This window comes from Streptomyces sp. WM6372 (assembly GCF_001279655.1).
Taxonomy (GTDB): Bacteria; Actinomycetota; Actinomycetes; order Streptomycetales; family Streptomycetaceae; genus Streptomyces.
On the sequence record NZ_LGDB01000214.1, the window covers coordinates 38,647 to 58,788 of the forward strand.

The 20,142-nt window shown below is 72.6% G+C and carries 18 protein-coding genes and 1 pseudogene; 10 read left to right on the plus strand and 9 right to left on the minus strand.

Annotated features, from left to right (window positions below):
- Positions 1 to 43: 43 nt before the first annotated feature.
- Positions 44 to 619 (plus strand): hypothetical protein, encoded by a 576-nt coding sequence (locus tag ADK52_RS29405; protein WP_053692885.1) that lies wholly within the window; start codon positions 44 to 46, stop codon positions 617 to 619.
- A 10-nt stretch (positions 620 to 629) separates the two neighbouring features.
- On the opposite strand, the pseudogene ADK52_RS29410 reads toward ADK52_RS29405, so the two are convergent.
- Positions 630 to 860 (minus strand): annotated as a pseudogene (locus ADK52_RS29410) (GNAT family N-acetyltransferase); the annotation flags it as partial.
- A 359-nt stretch (positions 861 to 1,219) separates the two neighbouring features.
- Between ADK52_RS29410 and ADK52_RS29415 the strand changes: the two are divergent.
- Both ADK52_RS29415 and ADK52_RS29420 read left to right on the plus strand, forming a co-directional pair.
- Positions 1,220 to 2,137: a hypothetical protein gene (locus ADK52_RS29415; protein ID WP_234344306.1), complete on the plus strand. Its 918-nt coding sequence runs from the start codon at positions 1,220 to 1,222 to the stop codon at positions 2,135 to 2,137.
- Between the two features lie 166 nt (positions 2,138 to 2,303).
- Positions 2,304 to 3,545 (plus strand): serine hydrolase domain-containing protein, encoded by a 1,242-nt coding sequence (locus ADK52_RS29420; RefSeq protein WP_053692887.1) that lies wholly within the window; start codon positions 2,304 to 2,306, stop codon positions 3,543 to 3,545.
- A gap of 47 nt (positions 3,546 to 3,592) precedes the next feature.
- On the opposite strand, the gene ADK52_RS29425 is transcribed toward ADK52_RS29420, so the two are convergent.
- From ADK52_RS29425 to ADK52_RS29435, 3 genes are all read right to left on the minus strand, one after another.
- A complete protein-coding gene (locus tag ADK52_RS29425) occupies positions 3,593 to 4,954 on the minus strand; it encodes a carotenoid oxygenase family protein (RefSeq protein ID WP_053692888.1) in 1,362 nt (453 codons plus the stop codon).
- A gap of 10 nt (positions 4,955 to 4,964) precedes the next feature.
- Positions 4,965 to 6,491 (minus strand): MFS transporter, encoded by a 1,527-nt coding sequence (locus tag ADK52_RS29430; protein WP_078988690.1) that lies wholly within the window; start codon positions 6,489 to 6,491, stop codon positions 4,965 to 4,967.
- A gap of 77 nt (positions 6,492 to 6,568) precedes the next feature.
- A complete protein-coding gene (locus ADK52_RS29435) occupies positions 6,569 to 7,135 on the minus strand; it encodes a TetR/AcrR family transcriptional regulator (protein ID WP_053692890.1) in 567 nt (188 codons plus the stop codon).
- A 207-nt stretch (positions 7,136 to 7,342) separates the two neighbouring features.
- Between ADK52_RS29435 and ADK52_RS29440 the strand changes: the two genes are divergently transcribed.
- A complete protein-coding gene (locus tag ADK52_RS29440; RefSeq protein WP_234344307.1) occupies positions 7,343 to 8,689 on the plus strand; it encodes a ricin-type beta-trefoil lectin domain protein in 1,347 nt (448 codons plus the stop codon).
- Positions 8,690 to 8,768: 79 nt separating this feature from the next.
- On the opposite strand, the gene ADK52_RS29445 is transcribed toward ADK52_RS29440, so the two are convergent.
- Entirely contained in the window at positions 8,769 to 9,275 is a 507-nt protein-coding gene (locus tag ADK52_RS29445) for a carboxymuconolactone decarboxylase family protein (protein ID WP_053692904.1), read from the minus strand.
- A 283-nt stretch (positions 9,276 to 9,558) separates the two neighbouring features.
- Here ADK52_RS29445 and helR point away from each other — a divergent pair, with 283 nt between their 5' ends.
- Complete coding sequence (gene helR, locus ADK52_RS29450; protein ID WP_107090200.1) at positions 9,559 to 11,730, plus strand: RNA polymerase recycling motor ATPase HelR; 2,172 nt, start codon at positions 9,559 to 9,561, stop codon at positions 11,728 to 11,730.
- On the opposite strand, the gene ADK52_RS29455 is transcribed toward helR, so the two are convergent.
- The 3 genes from ADK52_RS29455 to ADK52_RS29465 are packed head-to-tail and all read right to left on the minus strand — an operon-like array spanning position 11,717 to position 14,355.
- A complete protein-coding gene (locus tag ADK52_RS29455) occupies positions 11,717 to 12,550 on the minus strand; it encodes an ATP-grasp domain-containing protein (protein ID WP_063783967.1) in 834 nt (277 codons plus the stop codon). The two genes, helR and ADK52_RS29455, sit on opposite strands and share 14 nt — an antisense overlap.
- 54 nt (positions 12,551 to 12,604) lie before the next feature.
- On the minus strand, positions 12,605 to 13,714 hold the full coding sequence (locus ADK52_RS29460; protein WP_053692892.1) for a CU044_5270 family protein: 1,110 nt from the start codon (positions 13,712 to 13,714) through the stop codon (positions 12,605 to 12,607).
- A complete protein-coding gene (locus tag ADK52_RS29465) occupies positions 13,711 to 14,355 on the minus strand; it encodes an RNA polymerase sigma factor (protein WP_420714951.1) in 645 nt (214 codons plus the stop codon). The genes ADK52_RS29460 and ADK52_RS29465 overlap by 4 nt, the downstream gene beginning before the upstream one ends.
- 209 nt (positions 14,356 to 14,564) lie before the next feature.
- On the opposite strand from ADK52_RS29465, the gene ADK52_RS29470 reads away from it, so the two are divergent.
- From ADK52_RS29470 to ADK52_RS29485, 4 genes are all read left to right on the plus strand, one after another.
- Complete coding sequence (locus ADK52_RS29470) at positions 14,565 to 14,960, plus strand: hypothetical protein (protein ID WP_107090201.1); 396 nt, start codon at positions 14,565 to 14,567, stop codon at positions 14,958 to 14,960.
- Positions 14,961 to 15,054: 94 nt separating this feature from the next.
- Positions 15,055 to 15,444 (plus strand): VOC family protein, encoded by a 390-nt coding sequence (locus ADK52_RS29475; RefSeq protein WP_053692894.1) that lies wholly within the window; start codon positions 15,055 to 15,057, stop codon positions 15,442 to 15,444.
- Between the two features lie 112 nt (positions 15,445 to 15,556).
- Positions 15,557 to 16,999: an MFS transporter gene (locus ADK52_RS29480; protein ID WP_053692895.1), complete on the plus strand. Its 1,443-nt coding sequence runs from the start codon at positions 15,557 to 15,559 to the stop codon at positions 16,997 to 16,999.
- Positions 17,000 to 17,337: 338 nt separating this feature from the next.
- Positions 17,338 to 17,823, plus strand: a complete 486-nt coding sequence (locus ADK52_RS29485) for a lamin tail domain-containing protein (RefSeq protein WP_053692896.1) — start codon at positions 17,338 to 17,340, stop codon at positions 17,821 to 17,823.
- A gap of 110 nt (positions 17,824 to 17,933) precedes the next feature.
- Here ADK52_RS29485 and ADK52_RS29490 read toward each other — a convergent pair whose 3' ends face one another.
- Positions 17,934 to 18,521, minus strand: a complete 588-nt coding sequence (locus ADK52_RS29490; RefSeq protein ID WP_053692897.1) for a hypothetical protein — start codon at positions 18,519 to 18,521, stop codon at positions 17,934 to 17,936.
- A gap of 266 nt (positions 18,522 to 18,787) precedes the next feature.
- Here ADK52_RS29490 and ADK52_RS29495 point away from each other — a divergent pair.
- Positions 18,788 to 20,142: efflux RND transporter periplasmic adaptor subunit (locus ADK52_RS29495; protein WP_053692898.1), on the plus strand; the 1,355-nt coding region annotated here is incomplete at its 3' end.

Genomic DNA, 20,142 nt, shown 5'->3' on the forward strand with positions numbered 1-20,142 from the left:
GCCGCGGACCCGGCACGGCGGTCGCGAATCACCTGGAGGCACGGTGGGTACGGCTCTGATCGCGCTGGCCGCCGCCAGCGTCGGGGTGATCGGCACGCTCTTCGCCCCCGTCCTGTCCCAGCGTCTGACGGCCCGTGCCCAGGCCGAGCAGTTCGAGCGCCAGCAGCGGACGGACGACGCCCAGCGGCTCCACCAGCAGCGGCTCGCCGAGGAGGACCGGCGGCGCGACTGCTACGTGGCGGCCAACGCCGCGTACCGCCGCTGCCGGATCGAGCTGATGAACTACCTGTGGCTGGTCCACAAGGGAGAGGTCACACCGGAAGGGCGGCAGACGATGGAGGCCGCCCGGCACGCGCACCACGCCGCCGTCGCCGAGGCGCAGATGATCGCCTCCACCACGGTGATGGACGAACTGGATGCCATGACCACGGCCCTGTCCGTGCTGTACGGCATGACGATGCGCCTGGAGGAGGGCCACCCGGTCCCGGGAGGCTCGTTCCAGGAGATACACGACGCGCTCCAGGAACTCTGGAACCGCGGGCAGGAGCTCCGCGCCGTGATGCGCACGGACCTCGGCGTCAACGACGGCCCGATCGCCCGGCCCACGGCTCATCCCTGAGCGCGGACTGGGCCGGGGTCTCACCGATGTGGCAGCGGGTGAGCAGCGCGTGGCCGACGGGCTTGCCGTCCCCGTCGGCGGCGACGATGGACAGGCCGTCGATCCAGGAGGGGTCGGTGCGCAAGGCGTCGACGAGGTCGGCCTCGAGCGGAGTGTCGAACGCGGCGAGGTTGACGGCACGGACGGCGGGGATGTCCGCGCGGGTCTCGGCGCGGGTGGTCCAGTTGCTGTGGGTACGCATGAGGGATGGAGATCCGTTTCATGGTCGGTTCGTACGGGGATGTCCTCGCGAGCTCACGCTCTCGGCGAGGCAGGACCGGCTGACTGGGTCAGACCGTCGCCCGGGACGTGAGGGCGGTCCGGGCGCTGCGCTGTGCAGTGGCCTTGTGCGCGGTCATCCGCCCCACCTCCACCTCGCCGTCCACGACCGTCGTCATCCGCTGACGGTCGTGCCGAAGCGCCAGGCCCCTGCTCCTTCGCGCTCCCCTCCATATGGCGTAACGGTCGTTGAGCAGCACTGATCATGATCAATAGCCTGCCTCCCGACGCGTGACATCGCGTCTGTCGGAGGGAAGGCGAACGATCCCAGTGAAGCTCCCGATGTTGAAGCGCGCGGCCTGGCCCGCCGTGGCGACCGCCCTGATGACGATGCTCGGCACCACCTCGGCCGGTGCGGCCGACACCTGGCAGAAGGTGGGAGACGACGCCCGCGGCGGTGTCAGCGGCATCGCGTTCGAAGGCCGTACCGCGGACGGAGCCGGGGTGCACGTCCTGGTCGTGCACGACAACAAGCGGACCGGGCAGCAGCGCCTGTCCCGGATCACGCACGGGGAGGGCTCCGACAGCGTCTCGCCCATCACCTGGGACGGGCCGGAGCCTTCCGACCTGGAGGCGATCGAAGCCATCCCCCAGATGCCCGGCGAGTACCTGGCGCTGGCCAGTCGTGGCATCGTCTACCGCCTGAAGGTCGTCGGCAGCACGGCGACGGTCGTGGACTACGCGCCGCTGCCGGCGATGGGGGAGGGCGACGACTTCGAGAGCTTCGCACTCGTGGCCCAGAACGGGAACCTCGCCGCCCTGTGGGCGGATCGCGGAGCGGGTGCGGATCGTCCGGCCACGCTGTACGCGGCGCCGCTCTCGTTCGCGTCCTGGGGGCAGCCGCAGTTCGGCGGCGTGACCCGTCGCGCCTACCGGGCGACGTATCCGAACGACGCCGTCACGCGGCACGTCTCCGACATCTCGGTGACCGACTCCGGCCGGATCATCGTGAGTTCGGCGGCGGACGCGGGCGACGACGGCCCGTTCGACTCGGCGGTGAGCGAGGCCGGCCGCGTGACCGTGTCGGCGACCGGCCGGGTACGGGTCACGCTCGCGGTGTCCCCCGCGGTGCTCGGGACGTTCCCGCAGTACAAGATCGAGGGCGTGGAGTGCCTGGCGGGATCCGGCGACGCCCTCCTCGGCACCGACGACGAGAACCTCGGCGGGTACGTACGGACCATGCCGTTCTGCGGCGCCTGACCACCGGTCGGCGCCCCGGGTGAGGGGACGCGTCCGCTTCGCCCCGGAGTTCCGGCCCGGGCGAAGCGGAAGCCCGTGCCACGGGCACGGCCGCCGCGCGACCGGCCCGGCGCGGGCCTACGCTGGTGATTGTTGTCCGGGCCCCTGGACGACGGGAGAGCGCGCCGTGAAGCCAAACCACATCCGGCTGCACCGGGCCTGCGTGGCTGCCGCCGCCGCGGGCCTGCTCATCGGACCGGCCGCCGCGGGCTCCGCCGCGCACGGGGCGGCGACCGCCCCGGCGGTGTCCGCCCCCACCCCGTCCCCCACCACGCCCGCCCCCGACGCGGACTTCCCGCGGCTCACGCCCGCCGTCGCGGCGCGACTGGACGCGGCGGTGCGTCAGGTCATGCGCGAGACGCAGGTGCCGGGCGTGACGGTGGGGCTGTGGGCCCCCGGCAAGGGGAGCTACGTGAGGACGTTCGGCGTGGCCGACGAGGCGACGCGCGCACCGATGACGACCGACCTCCACGTGCGCATCGGCAGTGAGACCAAGACGTTCACGGTCACCACCCTCCTCCAGCTGGTCGACCAGAAGAGGATCGGCCTCGACGATCCCATCGGCACGTACGTCAAGGGCGTTCCGAACGGGGACCGCATCACCCTGCGCCAGCTGGCCGGGATGCGCAGCGGGCTCTTCAACTACAGCCTGGACGGGGACTTCATCAAGAAGCTCCAGGCCGATCCGCAGCAGAGCTTCACTCCCCAGCGGTTGCTCGACTACGCCTTCGAGCATCCCGTGCAGTTCCCGCCGGGCGCCCGGTTCGACTACTCCAACACCAACCTGATCCTGCTCGGCCTGGTGGTGGAGAAGGTCACCGGCCGGCCGCTCCACGAGGTCATCACGGAGAAGGTCCTGGCACCGGCCGGGCTCCGCCACACGGTCTTCCCCACGACTGCGGCCCTGCCGGATCCGTACGCGCACGGCTACACCGATCAGACGGCCTCGGGCAAAGTCGAGGACTCGACCCACTGGAACCCCTCCTGGGCCTGGGCCGCCGGAGCGATGATCTCCGACCTGCAGGACCTGCGCAGCTGGGCCCGCACCCTCGCCACCGGCAGGCTGCTGACGCCCGCGACCCAGGCCGAGCGGCTGAAGACCACCCCGATGGACCTTCCGGGTGACGGCTACGGGCTGGGCATCTTCAACGTCCAGGGCTGGATCGGTCACAACGGTTCGATTCCCGGGTACGAGGTCCTGCCGGTCTACCTGCCGCAGGCCCAGGCGACCATGGTCATCCTCCTCAACACCGACGACCGGTACGAGAACCAGGAGCCCAGCACGCTCTTCGGTCAGGCGGTCACCGCCATCGTGACCCCCGACCACGTGTACCCCGGCCACAAAGCGCTCGCTCCCGGAACCGGCTGACCGCGCCCGGCGGACGGCTCGCGCGCGTCCCCCGGGCGCGGCGTGCGTCAGCTCCGGCCGGCGTCGAGGGCGGTGTCCGGGATCCAGGAGCCGTGGATGCCGGCGGTGACACGGCGCGGCAGGTGGACCGCGGCGATGCGGTCGAGGCCCGAGGCATCGAGGACCAGCAGCCGGGAGGCGTTCTGCTTGAGGTCCGAGACCACGGTGAGCAGGTAGCCGTCGTCCTCGCGGGTGCCGCCGGCGGCGGGTACGAAGACGGCTTCGCTGGGCAGCCGGGCGTCGCCGACCTCGTGGACCTGGCGGCTGCCCGTGGTGCGGTCGTACTTCACCACTCCGTACCCTCCGAGACCGTTCTGGTCGGGGAAGGAGACGGCGTACTGGTAGCGGTGCTCCGCGCCCAGGAAGTCCTCGTTGAGGGTGGGGAATTCGACGGGCAGGTCGTCGATGGTCTGCTCGTCGACGCTGCCGGCCGTCAGGTCGATGACCCAACGGCGCGTGTACGAGCGGGTGTTGGGTTCGGCGCCGCGTCCGGGTGCGCCGACCCACCAGTTCCAGGAGAGGCGGAAGCCCTCGCGGTCGACGGTGGGGCCCTCCAGCACGATGCGCCCCCGGTCGTCCTCGTAGGCGTTGGCGGCGTGCAGCATGTTGCCGGGCTCGATGGGGAACCAGCGGATGTGCGCCGCGCCGTCCGCGCCCCGCGGCATGACGCCGATCCGGGCCGGCTGGTCGTCGTTCCAGGCGTAGGGGATGCCGGAGTGCTCGTCCGGATCGAAGGTGACCGTGCCTTCGATGAAGACGACGTGCCGGCGGGTGAGGGCGAAATCGTGCTTGAGGGAGGCGGTGGCCCCGGGGATCTCGGCGCTGTGCGTGATCTCGCCCTTCGCGTCGGCGACGTGGTACGTCAGATGCGGCGGGACGGGCGAGGAGCCGAAGAAGTGCAGCTCTCCGGTGACGGGGTCGGTCTTGGGGTGCGCGGTCATCGCGCTGCGCAGCTTGCCGCCGAAGTCGTAGGAGCCGACGGTGTCCAGGTCCCGGGTGAGTTCGAAGGGGAAGTTGGCCTCGCACAGGGCGAGGAGGCGTCCGGCGTGTTCGATGACGTGGGTGCCGGCGGTGCTGGCGGTCAGGTCGGGTCCGTACTCGGTCATGTAGGGGGCGCCGTCGAGGGCGGGGGTGTGCACCCAGCGGTTGCGGTACCACTCGGCGCGGCCTTCGCGCAGCCGGATGCCGTGCACCATGCCGCTGCCCTTGAACCAGTGGGTGGGGGTGACGCCGGGCTTGGGGTTGTGGCCGTTGCGGAGCAGCCGGCCGGTCAGCTCCGGGGGCAAGGAGCCCTCGACGGTGAGCTCGGTGGCGGTGATCTCGTCGACCGCGGGCTCGTAGTGTCCGGTCAGGTACGGCTTGCGGGTCATGGCGGGAACCTCACTTCTCGGTGTGCGGTGCGATGGGTTGGGGGCAGTGGACTGTGGCCGGCGCGGGTGGACCGGGATGGGCGTCACCCACGCCGCTCGGCCCGGTCCGCGGGCTGCCGCGGCGGACGAGGAGCAGCGCGAGGAGGGCGGTCGCGGCGAGGACCGCGGCCGCGACGCCGAACGCGGTGCGGTAGCCGGCGGTGAGTGCCTCCAGGTGGGGCCGGCGGGTCGCGGCGTCGGCGGTCACGGATCCGGCGAGCGTGGCCAGAACGGCAAGGCCGATCGCTCCGCCGACCTGGCGGGTCGTGTTCACCAGTCCCCCGGCCAGCCCCGCGTCGGCGCGCGGGACACCCTCGACGGAGAGGGCGGTGAGCTGGACGAAGGCGATGCTCAGGCTCAGGCCGATCAGGAGGCTCGGACCGAGCACGTCGGCGGGGTAGCTGCCGTGGGCGCCGATCCGCGAGAGCCACAGCAGTCCGCCGGCCTCGGTGAGCAGGGCCGTCGTCACGGTCGCCGTGGACCCGATCCGGCCGGAGACGCGCGGCGCGAGCGTCGAGCCGAGCATGTTGGCCGCGGCGAGCGGAAGTTGGCCGAGGCCGGTGATCAGCGGGCTGGATCCGAGTACCTGCTGCTGGTAGAGCGGCAGGAAGAAGAACAGGGCGATCCACACCGATCCGAGCAGCGCCATGAGTACGTTTCCGGACACGACCCGGGCGCCCGCCGTGAACAGCCGCGGTGGCAGCAGCGGATTCGGGTGCCGCCGTTCGATCAGGACGAACACCGCCAGGAGCACGGCGGCGAGGGCGAAGGCCCCGAGCACCTGGGCGTCCGTCCATCCGGAGCGGCGGGCGGAGGTCAGGCCCCATACGAGGGCGGTCAGCGCGAGCGTCACGGCCGCGGTGCCCGGCAGGTCGAACCGCCCGCCGTCGGCAGCGGGTGCCGAAGGTACGGCGGCTGCCACCGCGGCCAGTACGACGGCAGCCCCGACGGCGACGGTGTGGAAGATCCAGGACCAGCCCCAGGCCTGCGTGAGGACGCCGCCCAGGAGGACCCCGGCCGCGCCGCCGGCTCCGGAGACCGCGCCCCACACCCCCAGTGCCCTGCCGCGCCCGGGGCCGGGCGGAAACAGGTCCATCGTCAGCGCGAGCGCGGCCGGGGCGACGGCGGCAGCGCCGAGGCCCTGCACGGCGCGAGCGGCGATGAGAGCGGAAGAGGTGCTCGCGAGGCCCGCCGCCGCGGACGCGGCCGCGAAGAGCCCGAGGCCGGCGAGCAGGACGCGACGACGGCCCAGGAGGTCCGCCGCGCGGCCGCCCGCCAACAGCAGCGCGCCGAAGGCGAGACCGTAGGCGTTGACCACCCAGGTGGTACCGCTGTCCGACAGGCCGACGCCGGACCGGATCTGGGGCAGGGCCACGTTCACGATCGACGTGGCGAGCATGACGGTGAACTGGGCCGCTGCCAGTGCCGCGAGTGAGGCCCAAGGGAGGGTGGTGGTTCCGGGACGCTGCTGCTTCTGCTCCTGCACGAAAGTCTCCATCTACACATCTATGTGTGGTCGACCACTCACACTTGGACCCAAAGAAAAGGCGGGACCGCCGGCGCCCGGCGCCGGGCTCAGTAGTGCCTGATGCCCGCCGACAGGGTCCGGCTCCAGGGGGCGTCCACCTCGTCCGCCCCCGTCGACGCGATCAGATGACACAGCATGCCGCGGGCGAAGAACTCCTGGACCTGCTGCTCGCTGCCGCCCGAGGCGCCGCGCACGTACTCCACCAGCCGGGCATAGCCCTGGCGCACCACCTCGCGCACGGCCGGCTCGGAGGCCGCGGCCGCCTGCGCCTGGAGCTGAATCAGCATCAGGTCGTTGTCGCCGATCAGCTTGGCGTACGAGCCCCCCATGGCCGCCAGCACCACGTCGGCACCGCTCCCCCGGGCCTCGGCCGCCGCACGCTCCAGACTGGCCCGCACCTGCACGAAGCAGTGCTCCACGACGGCGACGAACAGGGACTCCTTGCTCGGGAAGAGCCGGTAGACGTACGCCTGCGAGATGCCGGCCGCCTTGGCCACCTCGGTCGTGGTGGTGCCGAAGTAGCCGCGTGCGGCGAAGGCACCGATCGCGGTGCGCAGCACCGTCGCTCGGCGCTCCTCGGCGGTGGACAGCTGGCGGGGGCGCTCTGACTTCATGTGAGTACTTAACCACTCACACTTTTCCGGAGTCAAGTACCCAGGGCCGGCTCCGCCGATGCCGTGCCGACTGCGGGCGGCGCGGGCAACTCCCCCGCGAGCGCGCGTCCTTGGCCCGTTTCCTATCATCTGTTCGGTCCCGGCTGCCGACGGTGACGGCGCGTCGCCGAAGGCAGTGGGAGGGAACACGAGGAAAGGCAACAGGACTTGGGATTCACCGCTAAGTATCGAATACCTCTGGTCGCGGCGGGTGCCGTGGTGGCCGCCGCGGGCGGCCTGCTGGCCCCCGCAGCCTTCGGCACCGAGGACACCGGCACCACGGCCTCCGCCGGCGCCGATCCGTCCGCCACGCCCGAGGAAGCGGAGCTGCCGCAGGGGGAGGCGCCCGACGCGGCGGACGGCGACGCCGCCGTCTCCGCCGGCGACCACACCCCCTTCAGCAACGGCGTCATGAGCATCGGCGGCAGCCGCGCGGCCGCGGCCTCCCGGGCAGGCGCGGTCGCCGCGGCCGCTCCCCCGCAGGGCGAGGGATGGAAGCTGTCGGGGGCCACCAAGTGGCTGGCCACCGGCTACACGATCAAGTTCTACGACCAGAAGTCAGCCGACTGGCTGTCCCCGTACGCCAAGGCGACGGCGGCCGACCTCGCGCGCATCACGAACCTCCCCGTCACCGTCGACACCCACCCCGTGGGCTGGGACTACACCCGCCCGAGGGGTGAGGTGGTCATCGGCGTGGCGCACCGGCCCTGCGTACCGCCGGCGGGCGAGGGCAGCATGGGCAGCACCGGGTGGAAGGTGGTCCGCGACGGTTCCGGATCCGCGAACCTGAGCTGCGGGTTCACCTCCTCCTCCCTCGCGGACACGGTGACCAGCGGCCACGCCTACATCGACGACGAGTTCTTCACCACAGCCGGCAAGCCCACCGCCGCCATGGGCGAGGCCATCATGCGCAACCACATCAGCCACGAGATCGGGCACACGCTGGGCCTGACCCATGCGAACCGCAGCATGACCAAGGGCGACTGCGTCAAGGGCACGGACTCGGGCGAGTTCCCCGTCATGTGCACGCCGACGTACGCGTACAAGGACAAGCGGGCGGGCACGTACGTCCAGCAGTTCGACGTGCAGGGGCTCCGCCTCCTCGCGGCCGGCGCCGGTGCGGCGCTCTCCCCGCAGGGCAAGGTGTCCGGCCTCGGCGGCAAGTGCCTCGACGTCAAGGGGGGCAAGGCGGAGAACGGCACCCAGATCCAGCTGTACACGTGCAACGGCAGCGTGGCGCAGTCCTGGATCCTGGGGAAGGACGGTACGTTCCGCGCGCTCGGAAAGTGCCTCGACAACTCCCGGAACCTGAGCACCAACGGCAACAAGATCTCGCTCTACGACTGCAACGGCACCGCCGCCCAGCGGTGGTCGGTCAACGCCAAGGGCCAGATCGTGCACACCGCCTCGGGCAAGGTCCTCGACGTCACCGGCGGCGCGACCGCCAACGGCACCGTGGTCCAGCTCTACACGGCCAACACCAACAAGCGGCAGGTCTGGGTGACCCCCAAGTAGCCCGTCCGCGGGGATGAGCCGGCGGGGACGCGCGCGTCGAACGACGTACGCGTCCCCGCCACGCCCCAAACGGGCCGGCTCAGCTCCACGGATCGGTGAACGACCGTCCCGGCACCGGCTTGGCGATGAGCGCGATCGGGACGAAGAAGTTGACCTGCCCTATCGCGATCGTCAAGGTCGCGAGCGCCTTCGCGTCGTAGTGCTCGGACACCTCGGCGTACAGCTCGTCGGAGACCCGTTCCCCACCGGCGGAGGGCTGGAGTACGGCCTCCACCAGCGCCAGCGCGGCCCGCTCGGCGCCGCTGAAGTACGGGGCGTCCTGCCAGGACGCCACCGCGGTGATCCGCTCCTCGGGCTCCCCGGCCTTGCGCAGCATGCCCGCGTGCAGGACGGTCAAGTAGGTGTTGCCGACGATCTGGCCGGCCCGCAGCTGCAGCAGGCTGATCGTCGTGCGCGGTACCGAGCGGTTGCCGGTGGCCTTGAACAGCGCCGCCGACACCTCCGCCAGCTCGGGGACGAGCTCCATGGGGTCCTGCGCCATCCGCGGTCCCACCGCTGCGTCCGCCGTGATCGTACGGGTCTGCATCGCCATCTCCCTCAGGTCTTCCGTGTTGCTGTCGTTGACCTGACGGATCCCGGCGCGGAAGTGTGACGGGCGCGCGGCGGAATTCCGCAGCAGAATTCCGCGGCGAACGCTTACGAGCGACCGCTTCGGGAGGGGGGAGAGGTTGCGGAAGGGGGAGTACCCACCCCTTGCCACTCTTAACTTATAGCGCACAGGGGGGCTTGCGGCAAGGCCCCCGTGGTACCGCAGAATCGCTCCTCGTAGCCAGAAGCAGCGGAAATAGGAGATGCACGGGGTGCCTGTGTTGACAACGAAGACCACCAGCGCGTTCGACCTCCCCGACCACCTCTCCCCCAAGGCCGACCCGGCCCTGATCGCCCGCGACGAGCAGCACTTCGCGGCCCTCGCCCACAGCCTCGAACAGGCCGTCAGCGAGCTGTCCGGCCGCCTCGACGAGCTGCGCAAGGCGCCCGGCGGCCTGGGCCGGGAGGCGATGGAACGGGACAGCGAGATCCACCGGCTGACCTCCCGGCTGCGCGCCCTGCGCCGCTTCGGACTGGACCTGTGCCTCGGCCGCATCGTCGGCGCGGACGACCCGGAGCCCGTCTACATCGGGCGGCTCGGCCTCACCGACGGCGCCGGGCGCCGGCTCCTGATCGACTGGCGCTCCCCCGCCGCCGAGCCGTTCTTCGCCGCGACCCACGCCAGCCCGATGGGCCTGGCGAGCCGCCGCAGGTACCGCTGGACCCGCGGCCGGATCGGCGACTACTGGGACGAGGTGTTCACGGCCGACGGATTCGAAGGGCACGCCGCGCTCGACGACCAGTCCGCCTTCATCGCCAGCCTGGGCAGCACCCGGTCGCCCCGGATGCGCGACGTCCTCGGCACCATCCAGGCCGACCAGGACGCCATCGTCCGCGCGGGCTCCCGCGGCGCCCTCGTCGTCGACGGCGGTCCGGGAACGGGCAAGACCGTCGTCGCCCTGCACCGCACGGCCCACCTCCTCTACTCCGACCCCCGCCTCGGGCACCGCCGGGGCGGCGTGCTGTTCGTCGGTCCGCACCAGCCGTACCTGAACTACGTCGCCGACGTCCTGCCCAGCCTCGGCGAGGAGGGCGTGCAGACCTGCACCGTGCGCGACCTCCTCCCCGAGGGAGCCGCGGCCCCGCTCGAGACCGACCCCGACGTGGCGCTCCTGAAGTCGACCGCGGACATGGTGAAGGCGATCGAGAAGGCCGTCAGGATCTACGAGGAGCCGCCCACCGGGGGCATGACGGTGTCCACCCCCTGGGCCGACCTGTGGCTGAGCGCCGCCGACTGGACCGAGGCGTTCGAAGAGGCGGCCGGCGTCCCGCACAACGAGGCGCGCGAGCAGATCTGGGACGGGCTGCTCACGATCCTGCTGGACAAGCTCGGCGCCGATGACGACGAGGTGTCGCCCGACCAGCTCCGGAGGGCTCTGCTGCACGACGAGGAGCTGGTCACGACCCTCCACCGCGCGTGGCCGCTGCTCGATGCGGCCGACCTCGTCGGAGACCTGTGGTCGGTACCCGCCTACCTGCGGCTCTGCGCCCCCTGGCTCGACCGGGAGGACGTACGGAAGCTGCAGCGCGCGGACGCACAGGCCTGGACCGTGTCCGACCTGCCGCTCCTCGACGCGGCGCGGCAGCGGCTCGGCGACCCGGAGGCGGCGCGGCGCAAGCACCGGCACGACGCGGCCGTCGCCGCCGAACGCGAGCGCATGGCCGGCGTCATCGACGACATCCTCGCGGCCGCCGACTTCAACTCGGCCGGTGACGACAGCGAGGGAGCGGTGAGGATGCTGCGCGGCCGGGACCTCCAGGACAGCCTGGTCGACGCGGGAGCCCTGCCGAGCACCGACCCGGACCGGCTCGCCGGCCCGTTCGCGCACATCGTCGTGGACGAGGCCCAGGAACTGACCGACGCGGAGTGGCAGATGCTGCTGCTGCGCTGCCCGTCCCGGAGCTTCACGATCGTCGGGGACCGGGCGCAGGCCAGGCACGGGTTCACGGAGTCGTGGCGGGAGCGGCTGGAGCGGGTCGGGCTCGACCGGATCGAGGTGGCCTCCCTGAGCATCAACTACCGCACGCCCGAAGAGGTCATGGCGGAGGCGGAGCCGGTCATCCGGGCCGTGCTGCCCGACGCGAACGTGCCGACGTCCATCCGCGGCGGCGGTGTTCCCGTCGTGCACGGATCCGTCGCGGACCTGGACTCGGTCCTCGATACGTGGCTCGCCGCGCACGCCGACGGGATCGCCTGCGTCATCGGCGATCCCTCCTTCCGGGCGACGTCCCGCGTCCGGTCGCTCACCCCGGGGCTGTCGAAGGGCCTGGAGTTCGACCTGGTCGTCCTCATCGACCCGGAGGCGTTCGGCGAGGGCGTCGAAGGAGCGGTCGACCGCTACGTCGCGATGACCCGGGCGACCCAGCGGCTCGTCGTCCTCACGAGCTCCTGAGGCCCGCGGGCGATCCCTGCCGTACGACGCGGGGCGGGGCCGCCGGCTCCTGCGGCCCGGTCCGGGTCGCGCGGACGAACGGCAGGTCCCGGTCGGCCACGCGGGTCAGCGGACCCGCGGCGCGCAGTACGACGTCGAGGACGGCGTCGGGCTCGGCCGCGTAACAGTGCGCGAACCACGGCATGTTGGCCTCGACGATCGCCCAGCCGCCCTCGCTGAGCCGGCCGACGTCGACGCACACGGCGCTGGGCAGCCCGTCGGCCGTGGCGTCGAGCACCTCGCGGGCGAAGGCCCGGGCGGGCGCGTCCAGCGGTGCGGGGTCGGGGCGCCCGTACACGGCGTAGCGGCTGCCGGCGGCGACGTCGCCGTCGAGCACGAACAGCCTGTACTCGGCCGCGAACTCCACGACGCCGCTGACGAGTACCGGTGTGGGCGCGTCGAGGGCGGCCGGCAGCGCGCTTCCGTCCGCGTACACCGCGGCCGGGAGCAGGTCGATCTTGGCGGAGGGCGGTTTGACGAAAGCGGGTTCCCGCAGGGACCGGGCCTCGGCAAGCGTCGTGAGGCGCACGGAACGGCGGAGGAGGGGGTGCGGCACCGTCGCCAGCCAGTCGTCCGCGGGTTCGAGGAGCCCGAGGCCGAGCCGGCCGGAGAGGACGTCGGCGGCGAGCGGGCCTCCGTACCAGTACGTCTCGCGGCCCTCGGCCCGCTTGACGTGGGCGACGACGTCATGGCCGCGCCACGCCGCCGCCTGCGCGAGGAGTTCCGCCGTGGTGGTGCGGGGCGGGTTCACGAGCAGGGTGGGCGTGGCGCGGTCGTCCATGGCGAGGAGCGTACAAGGCGACCGTGGGGGCCCGCTCGACCGATGGGTCCGGGGTCAGGCCGCGCGCCGGGCGGCCGGGCGCTCCTTCTGTCCGTTCACCACGCCCCGTTCCAGAACGGCCGTCCGCTCGACCACCGTTCCGGGCTTGGTCTCGCCCTCCTGCCTGATCTGTACGCCACGGCTGCCGAGGTAGGCGTACGTCGAGCGGTCGAAGACCAACTCGGTGCGCGCGCCGCGCTGCTCGTCGACGCGGGCGAGCGCGATCCCGTCGCGCCCGGCGGCGTCCTGGGAGTGCCGGACGACGATGACGCCGGGGATCCTGGCCGCCGCCTGGTAGAGCGCCGCGGCGATGCGCGACGGTACGACCTGCTCGCCGATGATCGAGCCGATCTCCTCGAAGGCCTCCTGGTCCCGGTCGCGTCCGCTGCCGCCCGCCGCGCGGATGGCCGTCAGCAGGGCGTCCGGGTCCGCGGGCTGTGCCTTGAGCCACTCGTACGAGAAGTTGACGGCCTCTCCGGGGATGTCCTGGCCGTTCACGGGCTTGGACAGGGGGCCGTCCTCGTCCAGGGTGATGCCGCCCTTGGGCTGCTGCCCGGGCTCGTCGAGCCAGCCCTTCGTCCCGTCGGGCGACTTCCACACCTCGCGGGTGTGCAGCGGCTGCACCCAGGTCTTGGACCGGTCGGTGTCCACGTCGACGGAGGTCGACTGGTACGAGACCTGGCTCTTGACGTAGACGTACTGGCCGGGGCCCGGGTCCGGCAGGCCGCTCTTGGTGGCGGCCGCGGCGATCTGCTCGACGGTGGAGGCGAGTTGCTCGGCGCTGCCCGTCTCCACGGACACGACGGGCGCCTCGACCGCGGGGGTACGGGCGGGCTCACCGGTACCGGCCGGGCCCTGCGCGGAGTTGAGCGCGATCACGCCCGCGAGCGCGGCGGCGGTGACCGGGATGCCGATCAGCAGGGGCCGTCGTACGGGCCGGCGGGCCGGGGCCCGGTCCCCGGCCGGAGACGGGGCGGCGGCGGTCTGCTGGATCTCGTTCATCAGGTGCTCCTCAAGCAGGATCTGACGGTCGAGCGGCAGGTCCGGGCTTCCCGGGGGCGGCAGCAGCCGTCCCAGTTCCGCGTGGTCCAGCGGTTCGTCTCGCCGCCACTTCTTGCGGATCATCGGGCTTCCTCCTCGTAGGACTGCGACTCTTGTGACCGGGCCGCGGGAGTGCGGCCGCCCTGTACTTGTCCGGAGCGGGAAAGCGGTTCCCCGGATCTTGCCAACTCCTTCTCGGAGAGCCCCCGCAGCCGGGCACGGGCGCGGGACAGGCGGGAACGGACGGTGCCGACCGGGACGCCGAGCGCGGCGGCGGCCTCCGCGTAGCCCAGCCCGGACCAGACGCACAGGGTGAAGACCTCCCGCTCGCTGCGCCGCAGTGCGCGCAGCGCGCGCCGGGCCGCGGCGAGCTGATCGGCGTCGGCGAGGCGGGCCACGAGCTCGTCGGCGAAGTCGGGCACCGTGTCCTTGACCGGAAGCCGGCCGAGTGCGCGCTGGTGCCGCCGGGCGGCGCGCGTGGTGTTGCGCAGTACGTTCACGGCGATGCCCATCAGCCAGGGGCGCGGGCTGTCGCCCTCGTCCCGCAGCTTCTCGCGCAGGCGCCAGGCCTCCAGGTACGTCAGCGAGACGACGTCCTCGGCGAGCGTGCGGTCCCCGGTCGCCCGTACGGCGTGCCGGTGCACCAGCTGGGCGTGGTCGCGGAAGAGCTCCCGGAAGGCCTCCGGGTCCCCGGCTCGTATCCGGGCGTGCATTGAGTAGTCCACGTGGGGTTCTTGTCTGCCGGACCCGGGGGGTTCCCGTGTCCTGGGTCACACGATGGCTGCGAGTTCCTCGCGAGGGGCCGGCGGATACCGTATCCGCGGATCCGCAGCCTCCTCACCGCATGTTCACCGTTGCCGCATGCCAGGGCGGCACGGAACGTGACACGGTGGATACGTCGTGCAGTCGGTCAGGGCAACTCGGAGGGGATCTCATGCACCTCGTACGCCGGAAGACGGTTCGGTCGGCGACACCCGCGCGGCGGCGGTTGGCGACGGTGGCGGCGGCGCTCACGGCGGCCTCCGCCATGGCGCTGGTGACCGCGGCGCCGGCGAGCGCCGAGGTCAAAGCCACCTGCGGGACGTACATCTGCGTGGCCACCGCTTATCAGGGTCGTGACTACGTCCAGGACATCACGGTCACGACCAGGGACGGACTGCCGGGGACGCTGCGGGCCTTCGTCGGCGACTACCACAGCAGCAGGGCGGGCGTGTCGCAGGCCCGGTTCGTGGTCAACCGCGAGTTCAGGGCGTACCCGCGGCTGGCCATCTGCGGTGGGCTGGACCGCAGTGGCAGGGTGATCGAGAACCACTGCGTACTGATCCCCTGACGTCTCCCGGTGACGGCGGCGGTGGCGGTTGCGGTGGCGGCGCTGTGCCGTGTGGTGCCGCCCCGCCCGTCCGCCGTGCTGGGAAGATGGCGGCATGGAACGTGTGACGGGAATCGGCGGGTACTTCATGCGGGCGGCCGATCCGGCGGCCCTGAACGCCTGGTATCGCGAGTGCCTGGGCCTGGATGCCGATGAGCACGGCCTGTGGCAGCAGGGAGCCGGGCCGACGGTGTTCGCGACGTTCGAGTCCGGGACCGACTACTTCGGGTCCGGCGCCCAGCAGACCATGCTGAACTTCCGGGTCCGCGATCTGGACGCGATGCTCGCGCAATTGCGCTCCAAGGGCGCGGACGTGGCCGGGGAGACCCAGGACATGGAGGGTGTCGGCCGGTTCGGCTGGGTCACCGATCCCGAGGGCAACCGGGTCGAGTTGTGGGAGCCCGCCCAGGGTCCCGCCCAGGGTCCCGCCCAGGGTCCCGCCTAGGGGCCTTTCCAGGGAGCCGCCCCGGGGGCGGCGCGGGCCCGGGTGCCCGGCGGGTCGGGCGGGCGCATGCTGGTGGGAGGGGGTGCCAGGGGGCTGTGGACGGGACGGGTTCATGGGCGTGCGCAACGTGGGAACCGGCTCGCCCCGCCGGCGGCTGTTCTCGGGCCGGGACCGGGCGGTCATCGCCGCCGCCTCGCTGTCGATGCTCCTCGTCCAGATGGACTGGTTCGCCCTCAACCTGATGCTGCCCGTGATCGCCCGGGACTTCTCCACACCGACCACCAACCTGCAGTGGCTGGTCAGCGGCTACATGCTGACGCTGGGCGCGCTGATGATCACGGGCGGCAGGGCGGCCGACGTCCACGGGCGCCGCACCGTCATCGTCTGGGGCCTGGTCGGCTTCGCCGTGGTGTCCGTCGTGTGCGCCGCCGCGCAGAACGAGGTCTGGCTGGTCGTGGGCAGGGTGGTCCAGGGGGCCACGGCCGCAATGGTCTTCCCCGTGGCCGTGGCGGTCGTCACCGCCTACTTCCGTGACGACCGGCAGGGCCGCGCGGTGGGTACGGTGCTGGCCTTCAGCGCGATCGGGACCGCGCTCGGTCCTTTCGTGGGCGGCGCGTTCGCCGAGCACGTCAGCTGGCGGGCGGTGTTCCTGCTGAACGTGCCCTTCTGCGCCGTCGCGGCCTTCCTGATGCTGCGGTTCGTCACCGACACGCGCGACGAGGAGGCCGGTCACGGCCTGGACCTCCCGGGAGCCGTCACCGTGGCGGGCGGTCTGACCGCCATCATGATCGCGGTCGACCAGGGCGGCCACTGGGGCTGGGCCTCCGCGGCGACGCTGGCCTGTCTCGCCGCCGGAGCGCTCCTGCTGGTCCTGTTCGTGGTGATCGAGCGCCGGACCGCGGAGCCGCTGCTGGACCTGTCCCTGCTGCGCAACGGGCCGTTCGTGACGGTCACGCTGGCCGGCTCCGTTTCCAACATCGTGTACTGCCTGGTGGCGGTCCTCTCCGCGCTCTACCTCCAGCAGGCCCGCGGCCTCTCCCCGCTGGAGGCCGGGCTGGTCTTCCTCGCCCTGTCCGTCGGCGCCGGTGCGGCCAGTTACTGGTCCGGCCACCTCGCCCAGCGCTGGAGGCCGGAAACGCTGATGGCGGGCGGGATGCTGCTGAGCGGCGTGTTCCTCCTGGTGCTGACCTGGACGGAACCGCTCGCGCTGTACACGGCCGTCTTCGCGGTCGTGGGCTTCGGAATCGGCCTCGGCTGGGCGCTGACGAACGTGGCCACCCAGTCGTACGTCCCGTCGAGCCGGCTCGCCGCCGCCTCCGGACTGGTGCTGACGTCGCTGGTGCTGCTGGGCGCCATGGCCGTGGCGGTGGCGGCGACCGTCCTGGAGGTCCTGAGCGGCTCGGAGCAGCGGGCGGCTTCGGACGGACCGGCCATCGAGAGCGTGCTGCGCGTCGCGGCGCTCCTCTCCCTCGCGGGCGCGGCCGGGCTGCTCCCGTTGATCCGTGGACAGCGGGCTCCGGGCCCCGCCCCGACCGTCAACCTGCCTTCACTCTGACGCCCCGCCGAACACCCGTTACAAACCCTGAACCCATTCGGCTCAGGGAGGGACGAGCGCCCCGGGCGGCGGGCGTCCACGCGGGAAGGCTCCGTCTCCAAGCCTCCCATGGCCTGCGTCCCGCGCTCTCGCGGTCCGCGTCAGCACGGCTTTGACCGATGCCCGATACAAGCAAGAGTCACGGGTATGTCTGCATTGGGCAACACGACCCGTGTTGGTGGCGTTTGGTGGTGGTTGGGGGCCAGAGTGTGCCTCCTCGGCAGGACGCCGGGAACTGTTCGGAGCCCACCCGCCTTCACGGCCGGGAAGGGCCGCTGTCTGTTGAAGGGGTCATCTTCATGTCTGCTTCTCTCGCCACCCGCCGGGTCGTCTCCGCGTTCCTGGCCGCAGGCGCCCTGGTCGCCGCCGCCGCCCTGCCGGCCGCCGCCGCCGACAACCACGGGCGCGACCACCGGGGCGCGCAGTCCTCGATCGTCATCGGCGACGTCCAGTACGACAGCCCCGGTCGCAACGACCGCTCCGCCCGTGCCCTGAACGGGGAGTGGGTCGAGGTGAAGAACACCGGCCGCCACGGCGTCAACCTGCGCGGCTTCACCCTCACCGACCGGCAGGGCAACCGCTACCAGTTCAAGGACTTCCGCCTGGACGGCCGCTCCAGCGTCAAGGTCCACACCGGCCAGGGCCGCGACACCCGCCACGACGTCTACCAGGACCGCCACCACCAGGTGTGGGACGAGCGCGACAGCGCCACGCTCCGTGACAACCGCGGCAACGTCCTCGACTCCGACTCCTGGGACGGCCGCCGTCACCACCGCAACGGCTGATCCGTCCCGCCCCTGACGGGGTGGGCGGGCCGGCGGGCACACCGAACCGCGTGTGAACCGCCGGCCCACCGCGAGCGGCGTGTCACGGCCATCCGGCCGCGGCACGCCGCTCAGGTCTGTGCGGAGGCCGACGGGCTCACGCCCGGCTTCGGGGTGTTCTGGCCGCGTTGCGGCAGCAGCGCCTTGCAGGTTTCGAAGGCCTGCGCCGACTGCGGGTCGGAGGTGGGGAAGCCCCGCGTGCCCGGTGCGTTCGGAGTGGCCGACGGCAGCACCACGCCGTGGTCCTTGAGGCAGCTCGTGAACGCCTTCATGGCGCTGCCGTCGCCACCACCGGAGCCGCCGCCGCGCCCGCTGAACTGCGGGCGCAGATCCGCGCATGCCTGGGCCGCCTCGTTGCGCTGCGGGTCGGCCGACGCCCTGCGGCCGGGGCCTCCTGACGCACCGCCCCAGCCACCGGCACCGGGCCCTCGCGTGCCGGTCGGGCGCGGAGCCGTCGTGACACCGTGCCGGGCCAGGCACTGGCGGTACGCGTCCATGGCCTTGGCGTCCGGTGACGGCGCCGCCGAGGCGGAGGTGGCGGCGGGGGCCGCCCTACTCGCGGCGCCCGCGCCGGAGGAGCAGGCCGCGAGCAGCAGCCCGCACGCCGCGAGGGCCACGGCGGAGAGCCCGGCGGTCGGCCGGGGCATGGTCCAGGGCATGTCCGTCGTCTCCTCGGTGCGTCGGGCCGCCGGCGGCACGGGTGCGTCGGCGACCGAGACTGAACCGCACGGAGATGGGGGCGACCCGAGCGTCCGCTGGGAGTTTCCTGACAGTGCGCGGCCCCCGTCACCCCGGGGGTGGGCGGAGCCCGCTCAGTACGCACCGGATCGGGCGCTATGCCCGCTTCAGTGGGGCGTGGCCTTCCCAGGGAACTCCCAGGAAGCTCCCAGACCCTCCAAAGTGCGGGCGGCCAGGATCCCGCCCCATGAAGGTGCTCCCACGGCGGCGCAGGGCCGTCCTGATCAACTCGGTGCTCTCGGTGGCGGTCCTCGCGGGCGCCGGCGGCGCGTACGCGGCGGTGACCAGTGGCGGCGACGGTCCGGCGCGCGGCGGCGCGCGGACCGTCGCCGTCACCAAGGGCACCGTCCTCGCGACCGTGTCCGGCTCGGGGTCGCTGAGCTCGCCGAGCGACGCCGGGGTGAACTTCACCACCGGCGGACGGCTCACCGAGGTCGACGTCAAGCCGGGAGACAAGGTCACCAAGGGACAGCTGCTCGGGAAGGTCGACGCGACCGCCGCGACGGAATCGCTCACCCAGGCTCGGGCCGCGCTGACAGCGGCCGACGCGAACCTCGCCAAGGCCGAGGCCGGGCAGACAAGTTCGGCGTCGGGCAGCGGCGCCCCGTCGACGCGGGGCGCTGCCGCGCCGGCCCCGACGCCGACCGTGGACCCGGCCCAGGTGGCCCAGGCCCGTGCCCAGCTCACCCAGGCGCAGAACGCCGTGGACGCCGCGCAGCGAGCCGTCGACGGGACCGTACTGCACGCGCCGGCCGCCGGGACGGTCGCGTCCGTCTCGGCGAAGGTCGGCGACACGGCCTCCGGTACGAACGGCAGCGGCGCCGCGGGTGGCGGCAACGGCGGTTCCGGCGCCAACTCCGCCTCCTCCAGTGCCGCTTCCCCAACCTCCCTCTCCGGGTTCGTGGTCCTCACCAACCCGTCCGGCATGCAGGTGACGGCGAACTTCTCTGAAGCCGACGCCCTCAAGCTGAAGCCGGGCCAGCCGGCCACGGTCACGCTCAACGCGATCGCGGGCAAGGTCCTCAACGCGCAGGTCCTGTCGGTCAGTTCCCTGCCGACCGGCAGCGGTTCCTCTTCCGGAGGCGGCAACTCGGGCGGCGGGAGCGCCGTGCAGTACGCGGCCACCCTCACCGTCACGAGCCCCACCGACGACCTGCGCAGCGGCCTCAGCGCCGCCATCCAGGTCGTCGTCGGCGAGGCCTCCGGCGCCCTCTCGGTTCCGGCCGCCGCCGTGTCCGGGACCGGTGCCGGCCGTACCGTCACCGTCGTCAAGGAGGACGGCACCACCGTACGGACACCGGTCACCGTCGGCCTCGAAGGAGACAGCACCGACCAGATCCTCAGCGGGCTGACCGAGGGCGAGCAGGTGCAGTTGGCCGCGGTGTCCTCGACCGGCAGCGGGGGCTTCCCGGGCGGCGCCTTCCCCGGTGGCGCCGGAGCGGGCGCCACCCGCAACCGCGGGACCGGCGGGGGGGGGTTCCCCCCCCGCGGGGGGGGGGGGGGGGGCGGGGGGGGCCCCCCGGGGGCCGGGGGGGCGCCCGG

Bases quoted from the DNA above. Each gene is read 5' to 3' on its own strand.
- ADK52_RS29415 (WP_234344306.1), top strand. From the start codon at position 1,220: ATGTTGAAGCGCGCGGCCTGGCCCGCCGTGGCGACCGCCCTGATGACG.
- ADK52_RS29425 (WP_053692888.1), bottom strand. From the start codon at position 4,954: ATGACCCGCAAGCCGTACCTGACCGGACACTACGAGCCCGCGGTCGAC.
- ADK52_RS29430 (WP_078988690.1), bottom strand. From the start codon at position 6,491: ATGGAGACTTTCGTGCAGGAGCAGAAGCAGCAGCGTCCCGGAACCACC.
- ADK52_RS29435 (WP_053692890.1), bottom strand. From the start codon at position 7,135: ATGAAGTCAGAGCGCCCCCGCCAGCTGTCCACCGCCGAGGAGCGCCGA.
- ADK52_RS29445 (WP_053692904.1), bottom strand. From the start codon at position 9,275: ATGCAGACCCGTACGATCACGGCGGACGCAGCGGTGGGACCGCGGATG.
- ADK52_RS29455 (WP_063783967.1), bottom strand. From the start codon at position 12,550: ATGGACGACCGCGCCACGCCCACCCTGCTCGTGAACCCGCCCCGCACC.
- ADK52_RS29460 (WP_053692892.1), bottom strand. From the start codon at position 13,714: ATGATCCGCAAGAAGTGGCGGCGAGACGAACCGCTGGACCACGCGGAA.
- ADK52_RS29470 (WP_107090201.1), top strand. From the start codon at position 14,565: ATGCACCTCGTACGCCGGAAGACGGTTCGGTCGGCGACACCCGCGCGG.
- ADK52_RS29475 (WP_053692894.1), top strand. From the start codon at position 15,055: ATGGAACGTGTGACGGGAATCGGCGGGTACTTCATGCGGGCGGCCGAT.
- ADK52_RS29480 (WP_053692895.1), top strand. From the start codon at position 15,557: ATGGGCGTGCGCAACGTGGGAACCGGCTCGCCCCGCCGGCGGCTGTTC.
- ADK52_RS29485 (WP_053692896.1), top strand. From the start codon at position 17,338: ATGTCTGCTTCTCTCGCCACCCGCCGGGTCGTCTCCGCGTTCCTGGCC.
- ADK52_RS29490 (WP_053692897.1), bottom strand. From the start codon at position 18,521: ATGCCCTGGACCATGCCCCGGCCGACCGCCGGGCTCTCCGCCGTGGCC.